Raw genomic sequence first — 18,822 nt, 5'->3', positions numbered from 1 at the left:
ATGGCTAAAAAAAGTAAAAATGAAGTAATTGATAAATATTTAGATATTGCAGAAGATGCAAAAGAGTTTGCAGAAAGATTAGATAGAAAGTATAATGAAGGATTAGAAGCAGGTGAGAGTAAACTTCAAGCATTTGTTACAGGAACAGGAGATAGCTTAACATATATTGTAGTAAAAAAATATGCTCAAACTCTTCAATTTATAAAATTTGATAAAAAAAGTAATATAGAAAAAGAGTTAGGTGAAATGATTTCTGATGAAGCTATTTCAAATGGAGCCTCTCTTGTAGCAGATAATGTTGGAATAGCTTTAGATAAAATAGCAGATTTTTTAAATAAGAAACAAGTTGTAGAAGTAAATACTGAAAAAAAAGAAGTAGTTTTTAAAGAAAGTATTAATGATACTGAAAAAAATACAATAGTAGAGTTTCGAGATGAAAATTCAATATTAGTTAAAACTAATGATAATAAAAGAATTTTAATACATAAAACACAAGATAATAAAGAAGAACGATATATATTAGATAATGAAGGAAATTTAGAAAGCTATGAAATAAAAAATGAAAAAGGAGAATATAAAAAATATGAAAATAATTCCCTTGAAAAAATAGATAAAAAAGAGATAGAAAACTTATCAAATACTTTAAATGATACAACTTTTGATAAAGTAAAATTAGAAAATAGTATAAAAAATATAGATAAATCAAATTTACAAGAACCTAGTGAAGTGGGAGTAATCTCGCTAAAAGCTGGACAAACAATTTCCCATATCGCTCAAAATACAAAATTTTCTTCAATAGAACTTTTGGAGTATAATAATTTAACATTAGAAGACGCAAAAAATTTACCAGTAGGATATAAAGTCCTAGTTCCAAAAGAGCCACCTTTAGAAATACAAGGTGAAAATGGAGTAATAAAACTATTTAAAAACCCTGATGATACCTTTACACTTAGAGTGCCAGATGAAAATAATAATAAAACAAATATAACATATGATGAAAATAGTGATTTATTAATCTATGGAGATAAAACAAACCCAAATAAGATAACTTTCACACAAGATGGAATATATGAAGTATGGGAAAAAGATAGTAAAGGAATAATGTATCAAAAAGAGGTATCAACAGATGAATTTGAGATTTCATATAAAATGCAAGATGGGAAAAAAGTATTAGAAAATATAGAGATAAAAAAAGATAATGTAGAAATAGAAAAACTAGCAAAATATACAGACTTTTCAAAAGAAGAACTAAAAGAGTTCAATCATCTAAATGGTGATACCGTTTCAAAAAATATTAACTTCCAAGTACCAATATCAAAACAAGAAATAGAGGGTGGATATGGAGAAATAGCACAATATACAACGCAAGATGGGAATCATATCTTTATTGTACCAAACTCTGATGGGTCTAAAGTAACCTATGCTACTTTTACTGATGGTTTTAATGAAAAGGGAGCTTATGAAATAAATAGTGATGGTTCTATAAATGTAAACTTTGAAGATAGAGTAATTATTGCAAATAAAGATGGATACTATTTTGACTCATATGGGTTTGAAGATAAAGTAGATATTTCTTATAAAAGATTGAAAAATGGTAATTTAGAAGTAAGCTCACTTGTGGCAAAACAAGATATAAATTTAGATAGCTTTAATAATACAAATTTAAAAAAAGAAAATATTGCTTTTGTAAATAGTTTAGATGGTAGTGGAAAAATCTTAGCAGGACAATCACTAATCATGCCAAAAGGTGATGCAAAATATATTTCAAGTGCTTATGGTACTGTAAAGCTAATGCAAACACAAGATGGGAACTATGTGGCAGAAGTTCCCAATGAAGATGGAACTACTTCTAAATACTTTACAACAAAAGATTTAGTATATGAACATAATCTAGATACAAATGAACAAACAATTTCTATACAAAAAGATACAGAAGTAAGACCAGTTGCAACTTGGAATGATGTTGGAAAAACAGCGATAAATCAAATAGGAAGTTTAATAATCGCAAATAATAGTGATTTTTCAAATATAGATAAAATAGTTGTAGGTACAAGTGTAGGAGTAATAGCTGATTTAGCTACTTATAATAACGATATAGCAGTTAAAGATGTGGGAGCCTCTTCTTGGAAAAATTTGGCAGGTTCAGTTGTCTCTTTTGCCTTATCTTCATACTTTGCAAAAAATGATAATATTTCAGATATTTTAGGTATGGATGGGACACTTATAGGTGACCTTGCTGATTTTACACTTTCATATGCAGCCTCTACTGCTATAACAAATTTTGCAACTGGACAGAGTATAAATTTTGATTTTGCTAGTGCAATAGGTGGATTTATTGGTTCAAAAATAGGATATGCAATTGCAGAGAGTTGGATAGATACAAAAGAAGAATCAATGGGGGCTTCTATTGGTAGTGCAATAGGTGCAATGGCTGGTACTACAATGGCAACGACAGGTGGTGCACTTGCTTCACAATTTGCAACTTTTGGTTCTGCTGCTGGTCCAATAGGTGCGTTAATTGGAGCCATAATAGGAGTAATAGTAGGTAGTTTACTAGGAGGATTATTTGGAGGGACACCACCACCTCCAACAGCAGAAGCAAAACTGGAGTTTGATGAAGAGACACAAACTTATAATCTAGTCTTTAGTGATAGTGATGATGGTGGAAATGAAGAAGCTATGATAAATATAGGTAATTCATTTGCACAACAATTAACAAATATCTTTAATTTACCAGGAGGACAACTAGTAGATGCTAGTTTAATGCCAGATATAAATATCAGTCAATTTAAGAAAAAAATATTTATAAATGGTTATAAAGGAAGTTTTAGTACTGCAAAAGAGACAATGGCACATGCTTTAAGTGTTGAAATACCATTTATAAATGTAGAAAATGGGAACCCTTATATCCTAAGAGCAATGCATAGAACAAATGAGAAGTTTTTAGAAGGAAATCCAGATGATGAAAGTGGAAGAGTAGATTTGGATTTATTGTATAAAAATATAAAAATTGCTCAAGAATATAGTGATTATAAAAATGAAGTAAATATTATCATAGATAGTAATGGAAAAATAATCACAGATAAAAAAATACTTCAAGAGATAAATGAAGAGTACCATCAAATATCAAAACTAGAAGATGAAACTGAAAAAAATAGAGTTCTTGATGAATTTTTAAAAAAATATAGTTTTAAAAACTATAAAACATATGTGGATGAGATACTAAAAGAAGTAACAAATGAAGATATACAAAACTACTATACACAAAAAGAGCAATTAGAAAAAAGTTTTGATGAAAAGATAGAAGAAGTAAATAAAAAACTACAAGAAAATCAAATAGCTTTAGAAAAAGTAAATAAACAACTAGAAGAGTATCAAGAAAGACAAAAAGAGGGTAATTTATCTTTAAAAAAACAACAAAAAATGCTAAACCTTCAAACTCAAAAAAATATCTATGAAGAAGAGATTGCTTTACAAAAAGAGCAAATTGAACAAATAAAAGAAGAAAAAGCAACTGCAATTTTAGAATTTAATAATAAGCACTATAAAGAAATAGAAGCAATACATTGGCAAGAGGTATTTTCTATTGCTGAAGAGTTGAGATTAGAAGAGCAACATTATAGTGAAGATTTTAATAAACTAAATAGTGAAATAGCAAAATATAATTATGAGATACATAAAGAAAATGATGAATTATTAGATGTGGATGTAAATGACTATCTAAATCAAATAGCTAAAAAAATGATAAATATTTATCTAAAAGAAGAAAGTGAAAGTGTACTTGCTTTAAATAAAGAAGATGAAATAAATATTAATGAACCATCAAAAGAAGAGGCATTAGAGATTTTAAAAGAGTTAGGATATGACTTAAATTTAGGATATTTAAACTATACAAATAGTTTAGATGTAAATGTAAAAGCCCAATCTTATGAAGAGTTTCTAAAAAATCCTAAAGCTTTAAAATATAGCTTTTTAGAAAAAGTAGAAATTTTTGCAAAAAGATTTGAAGAGTTATTAGAACTTGCAAATATTCCTAATCCTTATGAAAACTTTACTATAAGTGAAGATGCTTTTTCTTTTGCTGGAAAAAGTTTAAATGATTTGCAGTTTGAATTAAAAGAAGGTAAATTAATAATTACTACTTTTGATAAGGATTTAGAAGCACAAAAAGCACAAGAAAACTCAAAAGAGTTTGTAATTTCAAACTGGGAAAAATGGGATAAAACAAATACACATATAGACCTGCCAAATGGAACAAAAGTGAACCTTCAAGCCTTACTTGAATTGATAAAAGTAGAAGAAAATGGTGGAAAAATAGATGTAAATGAAGCTTTTAAAACTCTACTTTTAGAAGATGAAGCTTTAGCTAAATATGTAAATGAATTTGAAGATAAAAATATCTATTTGGATACTTCTTTAGATGATAAGATTACCGCATATTATGGAGATAATCTAATTGTTTCATCAAAAGGTAATGATACAATTGTTACAGGTAGTGGAGATGACTATATTCTTGTACAAGATGGTAAAAAAAATATTGATACAGGATTAGGTATTGATAGTGTTTCTTATGAAAACTCAAAAAGTGGTGTATATGCAAGTTTAAATTCTAATAATAATGATGATGGTGATACTTTAAAAAATGTAGAAAATCTTAAGGGTTCAAATTTTGATGATATTTTAGTAGGAGATGATAAAGATAATACTTTAATAGGAAATAGTGGTAATGATATTTTAGAAGGAAAAGGTGGAAGTGATACCTTAGATGGAGGAGAAGGAGTTGATTTAGTAGATTATACTAATAGTGAAAACTCTTCTGTTGTAAATTTAAAAAATAACTACTCAAATGAAAATGATAAATATATAAATATAGAGGGAGTAAAAGGCTCACAAAATAATGATGTAATAGTAACAAATGATGAAAATAATATAGTTTTTGCTAATGATGGAGCTGATAATATCTCTTTGGGTGCTGGTAATGATATTGTTTATGCAGGAAAAGGAGATGATTATATTGTTTCAATAAAGGGAAATAATAAAGTTTATGCAGGTGAGGGTGATGATGTAGTAATCTTAGGTGATGGTAATGATTATATAAATACTACTGCTGGTAAAAATATAATATATGCAGGAAGTGGTAAAGATACTGTTGAATATAAAGATAATTTTGAAAACTATCAAGTTATGTTTTTAAATAATAATACTATTTTAGTAAAATCAAATGATAAAAAGATTTTAGATACTTTAGTTGATATAGAAGAGATAGCTTTTAAAAATGTAGTTTTTGAAGTGGATTATTTAAATAAACAACTAATAAAAAAAGCTGAATTTAAAAAAGAAGAAGAGATAGTTGAAGAAGAGAATGTTTTAAATGAAAATAATCCAACTTCTCAAGCCTCATCAATAGCAACAGCTGTTATGATAGGAACAGTGGCAGTGGCCCAAACAAAAGAGTCTTCAAGTGATGAAATAAGCTATTTAAGTGATGACCCAGCTTCATTAAAAGGTTTGGAGAGTATAAATAGTGAAAATAATAGTTTGGTTATCCCTATTGTAGAAACACAAAGCCCTTTATATAAAGATATTTTATTAATAAAAGAGTATAAAAAAAAGACTTTAAAACAAAAAGAGGAAATAAGTGATGATAATACTACGATATTAAATACTAATGAAAACTCTTTAGATGATAAAACAACTATCTTAAGAGAAACAAATAATAGCTCTACTCAAAGTTTTTTAAATAATATTTCTTTTCAAGATGAAGTTATTTTTCAAAAGAAAGATATACAAGAAGAAGTACAAAGAAAAATAGAAGTACAAACAATAAAAGACTTAGAACCTTTAACTTCAGCTTTAGTAAAACTAAATAAAACAATAATAAATGAAGATGAAATATTTTTTGATTTTGATATATCAAACCCAAATGCTGATAGTTCTTTAGAAGTTATATTTGAAGGCTTACCTGAAGGGTTTAACCTAAGTTCAGGAGAAAAAAGAGTAGATGGTAATTGGTATTTAACTCAAAATGATTTAGTTAATTTATCTTTGATTCCTCAAAAAGATAATTCTGATGATTTTACAATAAGTATAAAAGCAATAGTTAGAGATACAAATGGAAGAATAATAACTACACAAATAAGTGAAAAAATCACAATTATTGCAGTTGCAGATACACCAAACTTGTCTTTAGAAGATAGTGAAAAAGAGATTTTAGAAGATACTATTTTGCCTATAAATATAAATAGTTCTTTAGTAGATACATTAGATGGAGTAGATGGAAAAGAAAGACTTCTTATTTCTTTGGAAAATATTCCTAAAGATGCTACTTTAAATAAAGGGAAAAAAGATAGTGATGGAATATGGTATCTAACAAAAGATGAATTAAAAGGTTTAGAATTAACTACACAACTTCATAGTGATGAAGACTTTACTATAAAAGTAACTGCTTATGCAATTGAGAGTGAAAATAATAGTATAGCAACTATAAGTGAAGAGTTAAAAGTAATAGTAAATGCTGTAGCAGATACTGCTATTTTAGAAGTAACAAATACACAAGGAGATGAAGATACTGCTATAAATTTAGATATAAAATCAGCTTTAGTTGATATAGATGGAAGTGAAGTTTTAAGTATAAAAATAGAAAATATTCCAAGTGATGCTACTTTAAATAAAGGAGAAAAAGATGAAAATGGAATATGGCATCTAGAAGCGAAAGATTTAAATTTTCTTACAATTACACCAAAAACACATGATGCAACAGACTTTACTATAAAAGTAACAGCACTTACAAAAGAAAATGAAAATAATAGTATTGCTCAAATCTCAAAAGAATTAGAAGTAAAAGTTAATGCAGTTGCAGATAATGTAGAATTAAATCTTTTTCAAAAAACTACTAGTGGGATGGATTGTGTAGTAAGTGTAACAGAAGATCCAGGGTTTGCTTATATAGATATTGCTTCAGAGTTTATAGATAAAGATGGAAGTGAAAGCTTATATTACCTAATAGAAGGATTGCCCCAAGGGACAAGCTTAACAGCAGGAGAAGAACAAAGTGATGGTTCTTGGAAACTTTTACCTACGCAATTAGAAGAGTTAAGTATAAATTTAGTCGAAAATAGTGATGAAAACTTTACTTTAAAAGTAACAGCAGTTACAACAGAAGCAGAAAATACTCATCAAACATTTACCTCAAAAGATGTAGAAGTAAGAATTCAATCAGAAGCAGATTTTGCAAATTTGGAAGTATCAGATACAAAAGGGTATCAAAATAGTTTTATACCACTTGATATAAAAAGTTCATTAACAGATACAGATGGAAGTGAAACTTTAGAAATAGTAATAGAACAAGTTCCTTTAAATGCAGTTTTAAATAAAGGATTAAAAGATAGTGAAGGTAATTGGCATTTAACAGTAGAAGAATTAGAAGGTTTGAAAATAAGACCTGAATTTAATAGCTTAGAAGATTTTGAATTAAAAGTAAAAGCTATAACAACAGAAAAGAAAAATGCACATAAAGAAGAAAGTATTGGTTATATAAAAGTTGATATAGAATCAATTCCTACAAGTGTAAATATAACTGTAAATCCAGTAAAAGTAAATGAAGATGAAGTAGCTTTACTTGATATAGATGTAAATACAAGAAATCTAAGAGCTTCTCAAAATTTTTATTTAGAGTTAAAAATACCTTCAGAATTTAGCTTAAATAGCGGTGAAAAGCTAAATGATACAACTTGGAAAATATCTACAAGTCAATTAGATAATTTACAATTATATTCACCTTTAAATTATTCAGGTAATTTTAATATTGGAATTACTTCAGTAATAGTTGAACCAGATAATACACTAAGAAAAAGTGAGATAGAAGTAAATCTTCCTGTAGAAATTACACCTGTTGCAGATAAGAGTATTTTAGAATTAAATGATATAACTGCAAATGAAGATGACTTAATATTTTTAAATCTATCTTCAAAACTGCAAGATTTAGATGGAAGTGAAAATCTAAAATTAGAAATAAGAGGGATCCCCAATAATATAGAGTTAAATGCAGGAGAGAAAAAAGAAAATACTTGGATAATAGATGAAAAAGATATAAAAAAATTAGCTTTTATTGCTCCTGAAAACTTTTCTGGAAAATTAAATTTACAAATAAAATCAATAAGTGAAGATGGAGGGACAAGTAGAGCAGAAGTGTCTAAAAACCTTAGTATAACAATAAATGAAATTATTGATAAACCTATATTAAATGTACAAAATAGTTTTATAAAAGATAATCAAGCTTTTCTTAGTATAGATGCTTCTTTACTAGATAATGATAATAGTGAAACTTTAAGTTTATTAATAACAAATCTTCCTAACGGTTCTTCTTTAAATAAAGGAAGTTTAAATAAAGATGGAAGCTATACTTTAACAAAACAAGATTTAGAAGATTTGAAAATAGAAAATTTAAGTAGTGATGAACTATCTTTAAATATAAAAGCTATTAGTAGTACAAATACAAATAAAGAAGTAGTAGAAAAAAATATAACTCTTAGTGCTTTAGATAATGACCTTCCATACTTTCATATAAATAAAGTAGAAATCACTTCTAATACTTTAGCTTCTCAAACTTTAAATTATACAGATGCTAGTGATAATATAAATAGTGGTGGAGGAAATGATAAGATTTATTCAAAAGGTGGAAATGATACTATTTATTCAGATACTATAAGCACAGATACAAAAGCTTTAATAGAATTAAATATTGATAAAAGTATTTTAAATAATGATGAATTAATAGTTTTAAAAATTGATAATTTACCTTCAAATACTACTTCAAATAAAGGGATTTTTAAAAATGGAAGTTTATATATAAATACCCAAGATTTTGATGGAAAAATTCTTCTTACTTACCCCTCTGTAAATAATGAAAACTTAACTTTAAATGTAGTTGCAAATATAGTAAAAGAAGAGAATATAGAAACTATTTTAAAAAGTAGCTCTTTAAATATAACTTTAGAAAATATTGAAACTACAGGAAATGATTATATAGATTCTTCAAAGGGTGATGATACAATTTATAGTGAAGATAATAATGATATTATCCTTGCAAAACAGGGAAATGATACAATTTTTGCAGGAAGTGGAAATGATTATATTGAAGGTGGAAAAGGTGCAGATAGAATAGATGCAGGTAGTGGAAATGATACTATAGTTGTAGATTATGAAGATTTTCAAAGTGAAAACTTATTGGTTGAAGTAGTTAATGGTGGTGAAGGATATGATACTGTTATAGTTGATGATGTAAGAGGTATTAATTTTGATATGGGCTTAACAAATATTGAAAAGTTTATAGGCTCACAAGGCAATGATAATATTATAGGTAGTGATGGTAATGATATTATAAGAGGTAATAAAGGAACTGATACTTATTTTGCTAAAGGTGGAGATGATATAGCTTATATAGATGCTTCTGATTTAAAATCTCAAAGTGGAGATTTTATAGATATGGGTAGTGGATATGATAAGATTTATATAGATGATACACAAGATATAGTTTTTGATGTAACTTCAACAAATGCAGAAGAGATAATCTTAGGAAGTGGAAATAGTATCATTAAAAATAGTGCAAATAGTGATATTACTATTATAGGTGGTAGTGGAAATGATACTATCTTTGCTTCAAGTGGAAAAGATATTTTAGATGGAGGTGAAGGAATAGATACTATTGATTACTCAAATAGTAATCAAGGAATAAATATAAACCTAAGTACAAATACTGTATCAAAAGCATATGCTACAAATGATACTATCTCTAATTTTGAAAATGTAGTAGGTTCTTCTTATGATGATAATATAGTTGGAAATAATGAAACTAATATCTTTTATGCAACAGAAGGTAATGATACTATTGATGGACAAGCTGGAAATGATACTGTTGTTTATAATGGAAAATTAATTGAATACTTTAATGGAAAAGAAGTAAAAAATATAATTACAAACTTTAATAGTTCTGCATCAGTTATTACTCAAACAGGAATAAATGAACTTAAAAATATCTCAACTTTACAATTTGATGATTTTAATGTATATATTGATGATGTAAAAAAGAACTCTGCTTTTGTATTTGATGATAAAGTTTTTGCTACAGAAGATACTGCTTTAACCATAACAATACAAAATTTACTTTCAAATGATTTTTCTATAAAAGCAAATGATACTTTAAAAATAGTAGGTATTAAAAACTCTTTAAATGGAACAGCTACTTTAAATAAAAATGGCACAATAAATTTTAATCCTGATGAACATTATAATAGCTCTATTGATAATACCTTTGATAGAAACTCTGCACTTTATAAAGGAAAAGCAGGCTTTGAATATATAGTTGAAGATAAAGATGGTAATCAAAGCACAGCCTTTGTTGAAGTTAATGTAACCCCTGTAAATGATGCACCTATTTTAATCTCTTCTTATTTTAATAGAAATAGTTTAAATACTGGAAAAGGAAAAATTGTTGTTGATGATGTGGATTCAAATCTTGATGCTTTAAGTGTAAGTGTTGTTTCAAATTTAGCTTTTGTAACATCTTTTTATAGAGGAGAGAAATATTATGCTTTAAATGTTTCAGGTGCTACAAATATTAATGGAAGAACAGTAGAAGAAGATGGAGAGTTTTATTTTGATTATAGTGGAAGTTATTGGAAGAAAAAAGGAGATAGAGTTTTTGAGATGAAAAGCTTTGTTGCAAAAATCAGTGATGAAGGAGATTTTTTAACAGGAGAAAATGTAAAAAATCTTTTTGTACATACAGGAATAAACTATAAATATATAAAAAGAGACCCAATAGTTTTAGATTTGGATGGAGATGGAATAGAATTTGTTCAAAAATATTATGAAAAACATAATGAAGTATTAGATGGTGTTGGAAAAGATGATGCTGTACTTGTTTGGGATTATAATAAAAGTGGAACTATAGATAGTAAATTAGAAACAGATTGGAGAGTTCTTTTTGAAGATACTACAAATGATATAGAAGCCTTAAGTAAAGGGTTTGATACAAATAAAGATGGAGTATTTGATAAAAATGATAATGAATGGGAGAACTTTGCCTTGTGGCAAGATAAAAATGAAGATGGATTAGTATCTAATAATGAGTTTGTAAAAATAGAAGAGAGTAATATCTTAAAAATAAATTTAACTATTGATCAAACAAAAGAGAAAGAAGAACTAATCGAAGCCTATGCAACTTATGAAACAAAAAATAATGAAATAAACGAAATAGCAGCAACATATATAGATACAACAATGACAAAAGATAAGATGAGTGAAGAAGATATACTTATATTAAAACAAGCAATAAAACTAACAGAAGAATTAGCAAGTCAATCAAATATAAATATACAAAATGAAATAGTAGAGGATTTTAATAATAAGGATGAGACTATTTATGAAAATGAAATTTTTTAAAGGATAAAAATGGAAAATAAAACTTTTGAAATATAATTAAATCCAAAAGGTAATAATTTTAAAAGTAGAGCTTACTTTTCTTTTAGGGTTTGTATATTTGATATTTTTAATACATCAATATATATATTCTCAAGTTAATTAGGTCATAAATAAAACTATAAGATATGCAAAGTTGAGTAAAAATACTGGAGAAAGTCATATTAATATATTGAAATAAATAAAAAAGAGTCACAAAAAAGTTGTTTTTTGTTATAATGATTGTATAAATTTTTATAGGTTATTTATGCGTTTATTACATACATCAGATTGGCATCTTGGTCAAAATTTTATGGGGAAAAGTAGAGCTGAAGAACATGAAGATTTTCTTTCTTGGCTTTTAGAAATTATAAAAGAAAAACACGTTGAAGTTTTAGTTATATCAGGAGATATTTTTGATACTGGAACGCCTCCAAATTATGCTTTAGAGCTTTATTATAATTTTTTAAAAGAACTATCAAGTATAAAAACATTAATTACTACTATTATAACTGCTGGAAATCATGACTCAATATCAACTTTAAAAGCACCCAAACAACTTTTGGAAGTTTTAAATGTTCATGTAATTACAACTGGTGATGAAGATGAAAATGTAATTATTCCTATAAATAAAAATGATGATTTAATATCTATTGTTTGTGCTGTTCCATTTTTAAGAGATAGTGTTATTAGAGAATCTTTAAGTGGAATAACAATTAGTGAAAAAGAAAAATTAGCAAATAGTGGTATTAAAGCTTATTATGAAAATTGCTACTCAAAAGCACTTGAACTAAAAAAAGATAAAAATATACCAATAATTGCTATGGGACACTTAACAACAGTTGGAAGTAGAAGTAGTCAAAGTGAAAGAGATATTTATATAGGTGGGACTATTGATATTGGTGGGGATTATTTAGCTTCAATGTTTGATTATGTTGCTTTAGGGCATCTTCATATAAATCAAGTTGTTGGAAATAATGAACATGTTAGATATTCAGGTTCTCCTATACCTCTTAGTTTTTCTGAATCTAAAAATACTCAAAAAGTAAATCTTGTATCTTTTACTCAAAATGAAATAAGTATAGAAGAAATAGAAGTTCCACTTTCTAGGAAACTTGTTATTATCAAAGGAAATTACGAGCATATAAAAAATGAACTTACTAAAATAGAAGATAAAAACTCTTGGATAGAAGTTCATATATCTGATGATAATGCAATGTATGCAAATAATGAAATTAGACAACTTGCTTCAAAACTTGAACTTATATTACTTGCAGTAAAAATAGATAAAAGTGAAAAGCAATTAAAAGCTAATGAATTAAAAGTTATAAGTTTAGATGAATTGTCAGTTGAACAAGTATTTGAAAAAAGATTAGAACTTGAAAACTTAGAAGATAAAGAGTTTGAAAAAGAACTATTTTTGAATTTTAAAGAAGTAGTTTCTAAGGTGCAAAGCCTATGAAAATACTAAAAATAAAATCACTAAATATTAACTCTCTAAAAGGTGAGTTTGAAGTAGACTTGGAAAAGTTTTTAAAAGATGAATCTTTATTTGCTATTACTGGACCAACTGGTGCTGGAAAAAGTACTATTTTAGATGTAATTACATGTGCTTTATATGGAAGAACTGCAAGATTATCTAACCCAAATGAACTTATGAGTAGACATACTGGTGAGTGTTTATGTGAAGTTGAATTTGAAGTAAAAGGTAAAGTTTATAGAAGTTCTTGGAGCCAAAAAAGAGCTAGAAAAAATGCTGATGGAGCTTTTCAAAGTGCTAAAATGGAAATTAGTGAAGTTGAATCAGGAAAAGTCTTAGAATCGTATCTTTCTAAAGTTCCAAAATATATAGAAGATTTATCTGGACTTGATTTTGATAGATTTATTCAATCTATGATGTTGGCTCAAGGAAGTTTTGATGCCTTTTTAAAAGCAAAAGAAAATGAGCGTTCAAGTTTACTTGAAAAGATTACTGGAACACAAATCTATAAACAAATATCTCAAGAAATATATCAAACTTATACTAGTAAAAATGATGAAATTAAATTAGATGAAAATTTATTAGGAAATATTGAATTATTATCAAATGAAGTTGTTGTTGAAAAAACACTAGTTTTAAATAATTCAAAAGCCCAAAAACTTGAACTTGATACTAAAGTAAATGATCTAAAAAAAGTAATTAATTGGCTTGAAAATTTACAAAAGTTAGAAACTGATAATAATAGATATATTCAAGAATTTGAGCAAATTACTCTTGAAAAAGAGAATAAAAAAGAAGACTTTGTTAGATTGGATTTAGCAAATAAAGCTTTAAATATTCAGCCAATATATCAAGAAAAAAACTCTTTAACTCAAATAATAAATCAAGATAAAGAAAAACTAGAAAAACTTCAAAAAGAACTAATTGAATTAAAACAGCAACTAGAGTCAAAAACTAATGAATCATTAAAAGTAAAAGATGAATTAGATAAAGAGAAAATTTCATTTGATACGAACTCTAAAAAACTTCAAGAAGTAAGAACACTACAAACTAAAATTGAATCAAAACTTCAAAACATCAAAGAGTTAGAAAATAAAATAAGCTCTCAAAATGAACAAAAAACAAAACTAAATGAAGATTTGAAAGTATTAAAAACAAATCAAGAAAGAATTGAAAATGATTTAAAAACTATAAATGATTATCTAATAAAAAATAAAAATGATGAATCATTAAAAGAAGAGATATCTTTAATCTCTAAAAATGTAAATGATTATAAAGATGTACTAAAACTTTTAAAACAAATAGAAGAAAAACTTCAAAATAATAGTTTAAATGAAAAGATTTTACAAGATAGTTTTAGCAAGGCAAAAAAAGAGTTTGATGAAATAAAGATACTGTTTGATTTAAAAGATAAAGAGTATAAAGAGTTAGAAATTCAAACTTCAAGTTTTAATCAAAAAGAAGCAAATAATAGAGATAGATTAAAAAGTATTGAAAAACTAATTACTTCTATAGATGAATATAAAAGATTGTTGGAATTTATTTTAAAAGAAGAAAACATCATATCTTCTTCAAAAGATGAATCAAAAATTATAAAAACAAATATAGAAGAAAAAACAAAACTAATAAATGAAATTCAAACACATATACAAACTCTAAATGATAAAAGAGAAGCAGAACTTTTAATAGCAAAATATGAGAGTGATAGAGTAAATCTAAAAGAGGGTGAAGAGTGTTTTTTATGTGGTTCAAAAGAGCATCCGTTTGTAAATCATAGAAAAAGTGTAAATGCTGATGAAACAAGTTCAATAATCGCTCAAAAGAAACAGATATTTGATGAAGAAAATAAAGCTTTACGAACTTTTGAATTAAATTTATCAAAACTTGAAACTAAAGTAGAGAGTTCTACTTTAGAACTAAACAAATTATCAAAAAATAAAGAAGAGATAGAACAAGTATTTAGTTCATTGAATTTTATTTTAATGGATGATTCTAAAACAAACCTAGAAGAAGAAAAACAACTTTTAGAAAAAGAGTTAAGAAATATAGTAAAAATTAGAGATGAAAAAGAAAAAGTTTTAGCTCAAAGAGATAATCTTCAAAAAGAGTTAAATACTAAACAAACTTTAGTTTTACAAAATGAACAAGAACTTTATAAACTAAAAAGTTTAATAGAACAATTACAAAATGAACAAATTCAAAACACATCTAAAAAACAAAGTTTAGAAGAGGAACTTTCAAAAGTTTATACTAAATATGAACTAATATTTGATGAAAAATTTGAAGAAAACTTTAGAGCAATAGTCGTAAAAAAAGATAGTTTTATTAAAAATGAAACATCGAAAAAAGAGCTTGATACTAAACTTCAAGGCTTAAGTGTACAACGAAAAGAGCTTGATACCAAAATCATATCAATAGAGTTAAGTTTGAAAACAGAAGCTGAACAACTCTCTAAAATCTCTAATGAAACAAAAGAGTTACAAATTCAAAGTAAAGCTATTTTAGATGTATCTGATTTAAATATCTTTGAAAAAGAGATAACAAGTAAATTTAACATTATCTATGAAAAATATAACTCTTTATCAAAAGAGTTAGTAACTCTAAATTCAAGAAATGAGTCACTAAATTCTCAAATAATAGAGTTAAATCAAAGACTTATAGATAATAGTACAAAATTAGAAGAGACAAAACAAAATTTCAATAAAGCTCTTGTAGAAAATAGTTTTACTTCAAAAGAAGAGTTTGAAAAAGCACTTTTAAGTAAAGAGCAAAAAGATGTGTTATCTTTGATGTGTAAAGCACTAGAAGAAAAATATACTCAAATCCAAACTCTTAAAACAGATACATCAAAAAAACTATCTGAACAAAAAGAGTTAAACCTAACAGACAAAGAACTTCAAACTTTAAATGATAAATTAAAAGAGTTACAAACAGCTACGGATGAACTTCAAAAATCAATAGGAAGCTTAGAAAAAGAGCTTGAAATCAATGCTTCAAATATGAAAAAACATGAAGATAAAATTAAAGAGTTAGAAAAGAAAAAAGAAGCCTTTAAAGTATGGATAAAATTAAATGAAATGATAGGTTCAGCAAGTGGAGATAAATTTGCCAAATTTGCCCAAGGTATCACTTTAGAGCAACTAATCTATCTAGCAAATAAACATTTACAAATATTAAGTCCAAGATATGAACTTCAAAGAAGTAGTGATTCAAGTAAGCTACTTGAAATTGAGATAATAGATGGTTTCCAAGGAGATGTGGTAAGAGGTGTAAATACACTCTCAGGAGGAGAAAGCTTTATAGTAAGTCTATCTTTAGCTTTAGGTCTTTCAAGTCTAGCAAGTCAAAAGATAAGTATAGATTCACTTTTTTTAGATGAGGGGTTTGGAACACTAGACAGTGATAGTTTGGAGTTAGCACTAAATGCACTAAATCAACTTCAAAGTTCAGGAAAAATGGTAGGTGTGATTTCCCATGTGGAAGCACTAAAAGAGAGAATTCCATTGCAGGTAAAGGTTGAGCCTAAGGGTGATGGGACGAGTGTGTTGGAATTAAGTTAGAAGGATATAAATGAAAAAAATTGATTTACATATACATACTGTTAGTACTATAAGTGATAGTGATTTTATATTTTCAATTGATATTCTAAAAGAATATATTGAAAAATCAAAATTAGATGTTATTGCAATTACAAATCATAATATTTTTGATTTAAGTCAGTTTAAAATTATTCAATCTGAAATACCTGTAGTTACTTTTCCTGGTATTGAAATTGACCTTCCAACTGGACATTTATTACTAATTTCAGATGGAAAAGATTTAGATGCATTTAATGACAAATGTAAAAATGTATCAGATAGAATTCAATCTAATACGGCCTCTATAAGTGTAGAAGAACTAAAAAGTATTTTCGGAAATTTATCTGATTATTTATTAATTCCACACTATGAAAAATCTCCTAAGGTTAGAAATGATGATTTTATCAAGTTAAAAGACTTTTTTTCAGCAGGAGAAGTTGATAATATAAAAAAATTCGTAAGAACTATGAAAGATGAAGAAAAACTTTGTCCTGTTTTATTCAGTGATGAAAGAATGAAAGAAGGATTAGAAAAGTTTCCTTTGAGACAAACATATATAGATTGTGGTGAAATAACATTAAATGCTATTAAATCAACTTTCAAAGATAGAACAAAAGTTTTTTTATCAGAAAATGATGGTAATGAACTATTTCAAGTTTTTAATAATGGACAACATCTTTCAACTGGTCTTAATGTAATATTAGGAAAAAGATCATCAGGTAAAACATATACATTAAATCAATTAGAAGACTCTTTTAGTAGAGTTAAATATGTAAGACAATTTGATTTAGTACAAAAAGATGATGAGACTGATGTTAAAAGTTTTAAAAGTGAAGTGCAGCGAAAAAGAGGATTGTTTGTAGATAAATACCTTGAAAGTTTTAGAACAATGATTGATGATATTTCTCAAATTGATTTAATTAATGATGAAAAGAAACTTTCTTCTTATCTTGAATCACTACTAAAATCTGCAGATGAAGTTGATAGAAAAGATGCTTTTTCTAAAGTAAAACTTTTTGAAGAAGAAGAGTTTACAATTAGCTCTAGCACAGGACTTGAAAAACTAATAGATTCAGTGATTTATATAATTGATAATGAAGAATATAAGTCGACTATTGAAACACATATTGAGATAGATAAACTTAAGTCGTTAGCAACTGATTTAATAAAAAAACTATGGGTAAAAAAAGAAAAAGATAGAAATAAATATTATATAAATTCATTAGTCAATGACATAAAAGATAATTTAAAATTTAGAACTTCATCAACAGCTATTGAAAGTGTTGATATTTTTGATACATTATTAAATAAACAAAGAGTGAAAAAATTTAATACTATTACAAAAGCTATGCAAAAAGATGGAATTATATTTGATGAACCTATTCAGGGATTTAGAGTTGTTGCTAAAAAGTTACCATTTAAATACGTAGGAGAAATTAAAGAATCGATACCTGGACAATTATCATTCAAAGATGCATTTACAAAATATAATAATCCTTTTGAATATTTACAGTTACTGAAAGATAATGATAAATTAGATAGTTCGTATTATTATAAAGCATTTGTAAGAATACAATATATGATTTTAAATAAAGATGGTAATGAAGTTTCTGGAGGAGAACGTTCTGAATTTAGATTATTACAAGAGATAAAAGATGCACAAAACTATGACTTATTACTATTAGATGAACCTGAGTCTTCATTTGATAATAAGTTTTTAAATAGTGATGTAAATTCATTAATAAAAAGTATCTCAAAAGAAATGCCAGTGGTAATTGTTACACATAATAATACTGTTGGTCTTTCTATAAAACCTGATTATATTTTATATACAGAAAAAACATATGTAGATAATAAAACGATTTATAAACTATTTTCAGGTTATCCAACTGATCATGAATTAGTTTGTTGTAACGATGGAACAACAGTAAAGAACTATGACATTCTGCTTAACTCTTTAGAAGCAGGGTATGAAGCATATGAATATAGAGGAGGAATATATAATGATGTTAAAAATTGATAAAAGCCAAGGATGGTTTCAGAAACTTGATGGTGGATATGAAGAAATTGATAAAATTACAAAAGAAGATTTACTTAGAATAATGGAAAAAATTTTAGATAGTGATATTGAGATGGAGGAATATAATGAAGAAAAAATAAAAAATCAAGCACATCAAGTTGTTTATAAAAGTATATATAATAATTTGAAATCATTAAAAGATAGAAAAGAAGAATTTAAAGATAATACTGAACGCCTTTATCAGGAACAATATAATAAATATGTTGCAAAATAAATAGAGAGTTTTT

At 26.3% G+C, this 18,822-nt stretch carries 5 protein-coding genes; all 5 read left to right on the top strand.

Annotated elements, in window-relative coordinates; translation table 11 throughout:
• The gene (locus AMYT_RS08040) at positions 1–11,442 is read left to right on the top strand and encodes an Ig-like domain-containing protein (RefSeq protein WP_114842034.1); all 11,442 of its coding nucleotides are present in this window, start codon (positions 1–3) and stop codon (positions 11,440–11,442) included.
• Positions 11,443–11,725: 283 nt separating this feature from the next.
• Positions 11,726–12,919 (top strand): exonuclease SbcCD subunit D C-terminal domain-containing protein, encoded by a 1,194-nt coding sequence (locus tag AMYT_RS08035; protein WP_114842033.1) that lies wholly within the window; start codon positions 11,726–11,728, stop codon positions 12,917–12,919.
• A complete protein-coding gene (locus AMYT_RS08030; protein ID WP_114842032.1) occupies positions 12,916–16,497 on the top strand; it encodes an AAA family ATPase in 3,582 nt (1,193 codons plus the stop codon). The genes AMYT_RS08035 and AMYT_RS08030 overlap by 4 nt, the downstream gene beginning before the upstream one ends.
• Before the next feature lie 10 nt (positions 16,498–16,507).
• Positions 16,508–18,535, top strand: coding sequence for a phosphotransferase (locus tag AMYT_RS08025; protein ID WP_114842031.1), 2,028 nt, complete (start codon positions 16,508–16,510; stop codon positions 18,533–18,535).
• Positions 18,519–18,809 (top strand): hypothetical protein, encoded by a 291-nt coding sequence (locus tag AMYT_RS08020; protein WP_114842030.1) that lies wholly within the window; start codon positions 18,519–18,521, stop codon positions 18,807–18,809. The genes AMYT_RS08025 and AMYT_RS08020 overlap by 17 nt, the downstream gene beginning before the upstream one ends.
• Positions 18,810–18,822: the final 13 nt, after the last annotated feature.

The organism is Malaciobacter mytili LMG 24559, from assembly GCF_003346775.1.
Classification (GTDB): Bacteria; Campylobacterota; Campylobacteria; order Campylobacterales; family Arcobacteraceae; genus Malaciobacter; species Malaciobacter mytili.
This window is presented reverse-complemented; position numbering and strand designations above follow the sequence as displayed.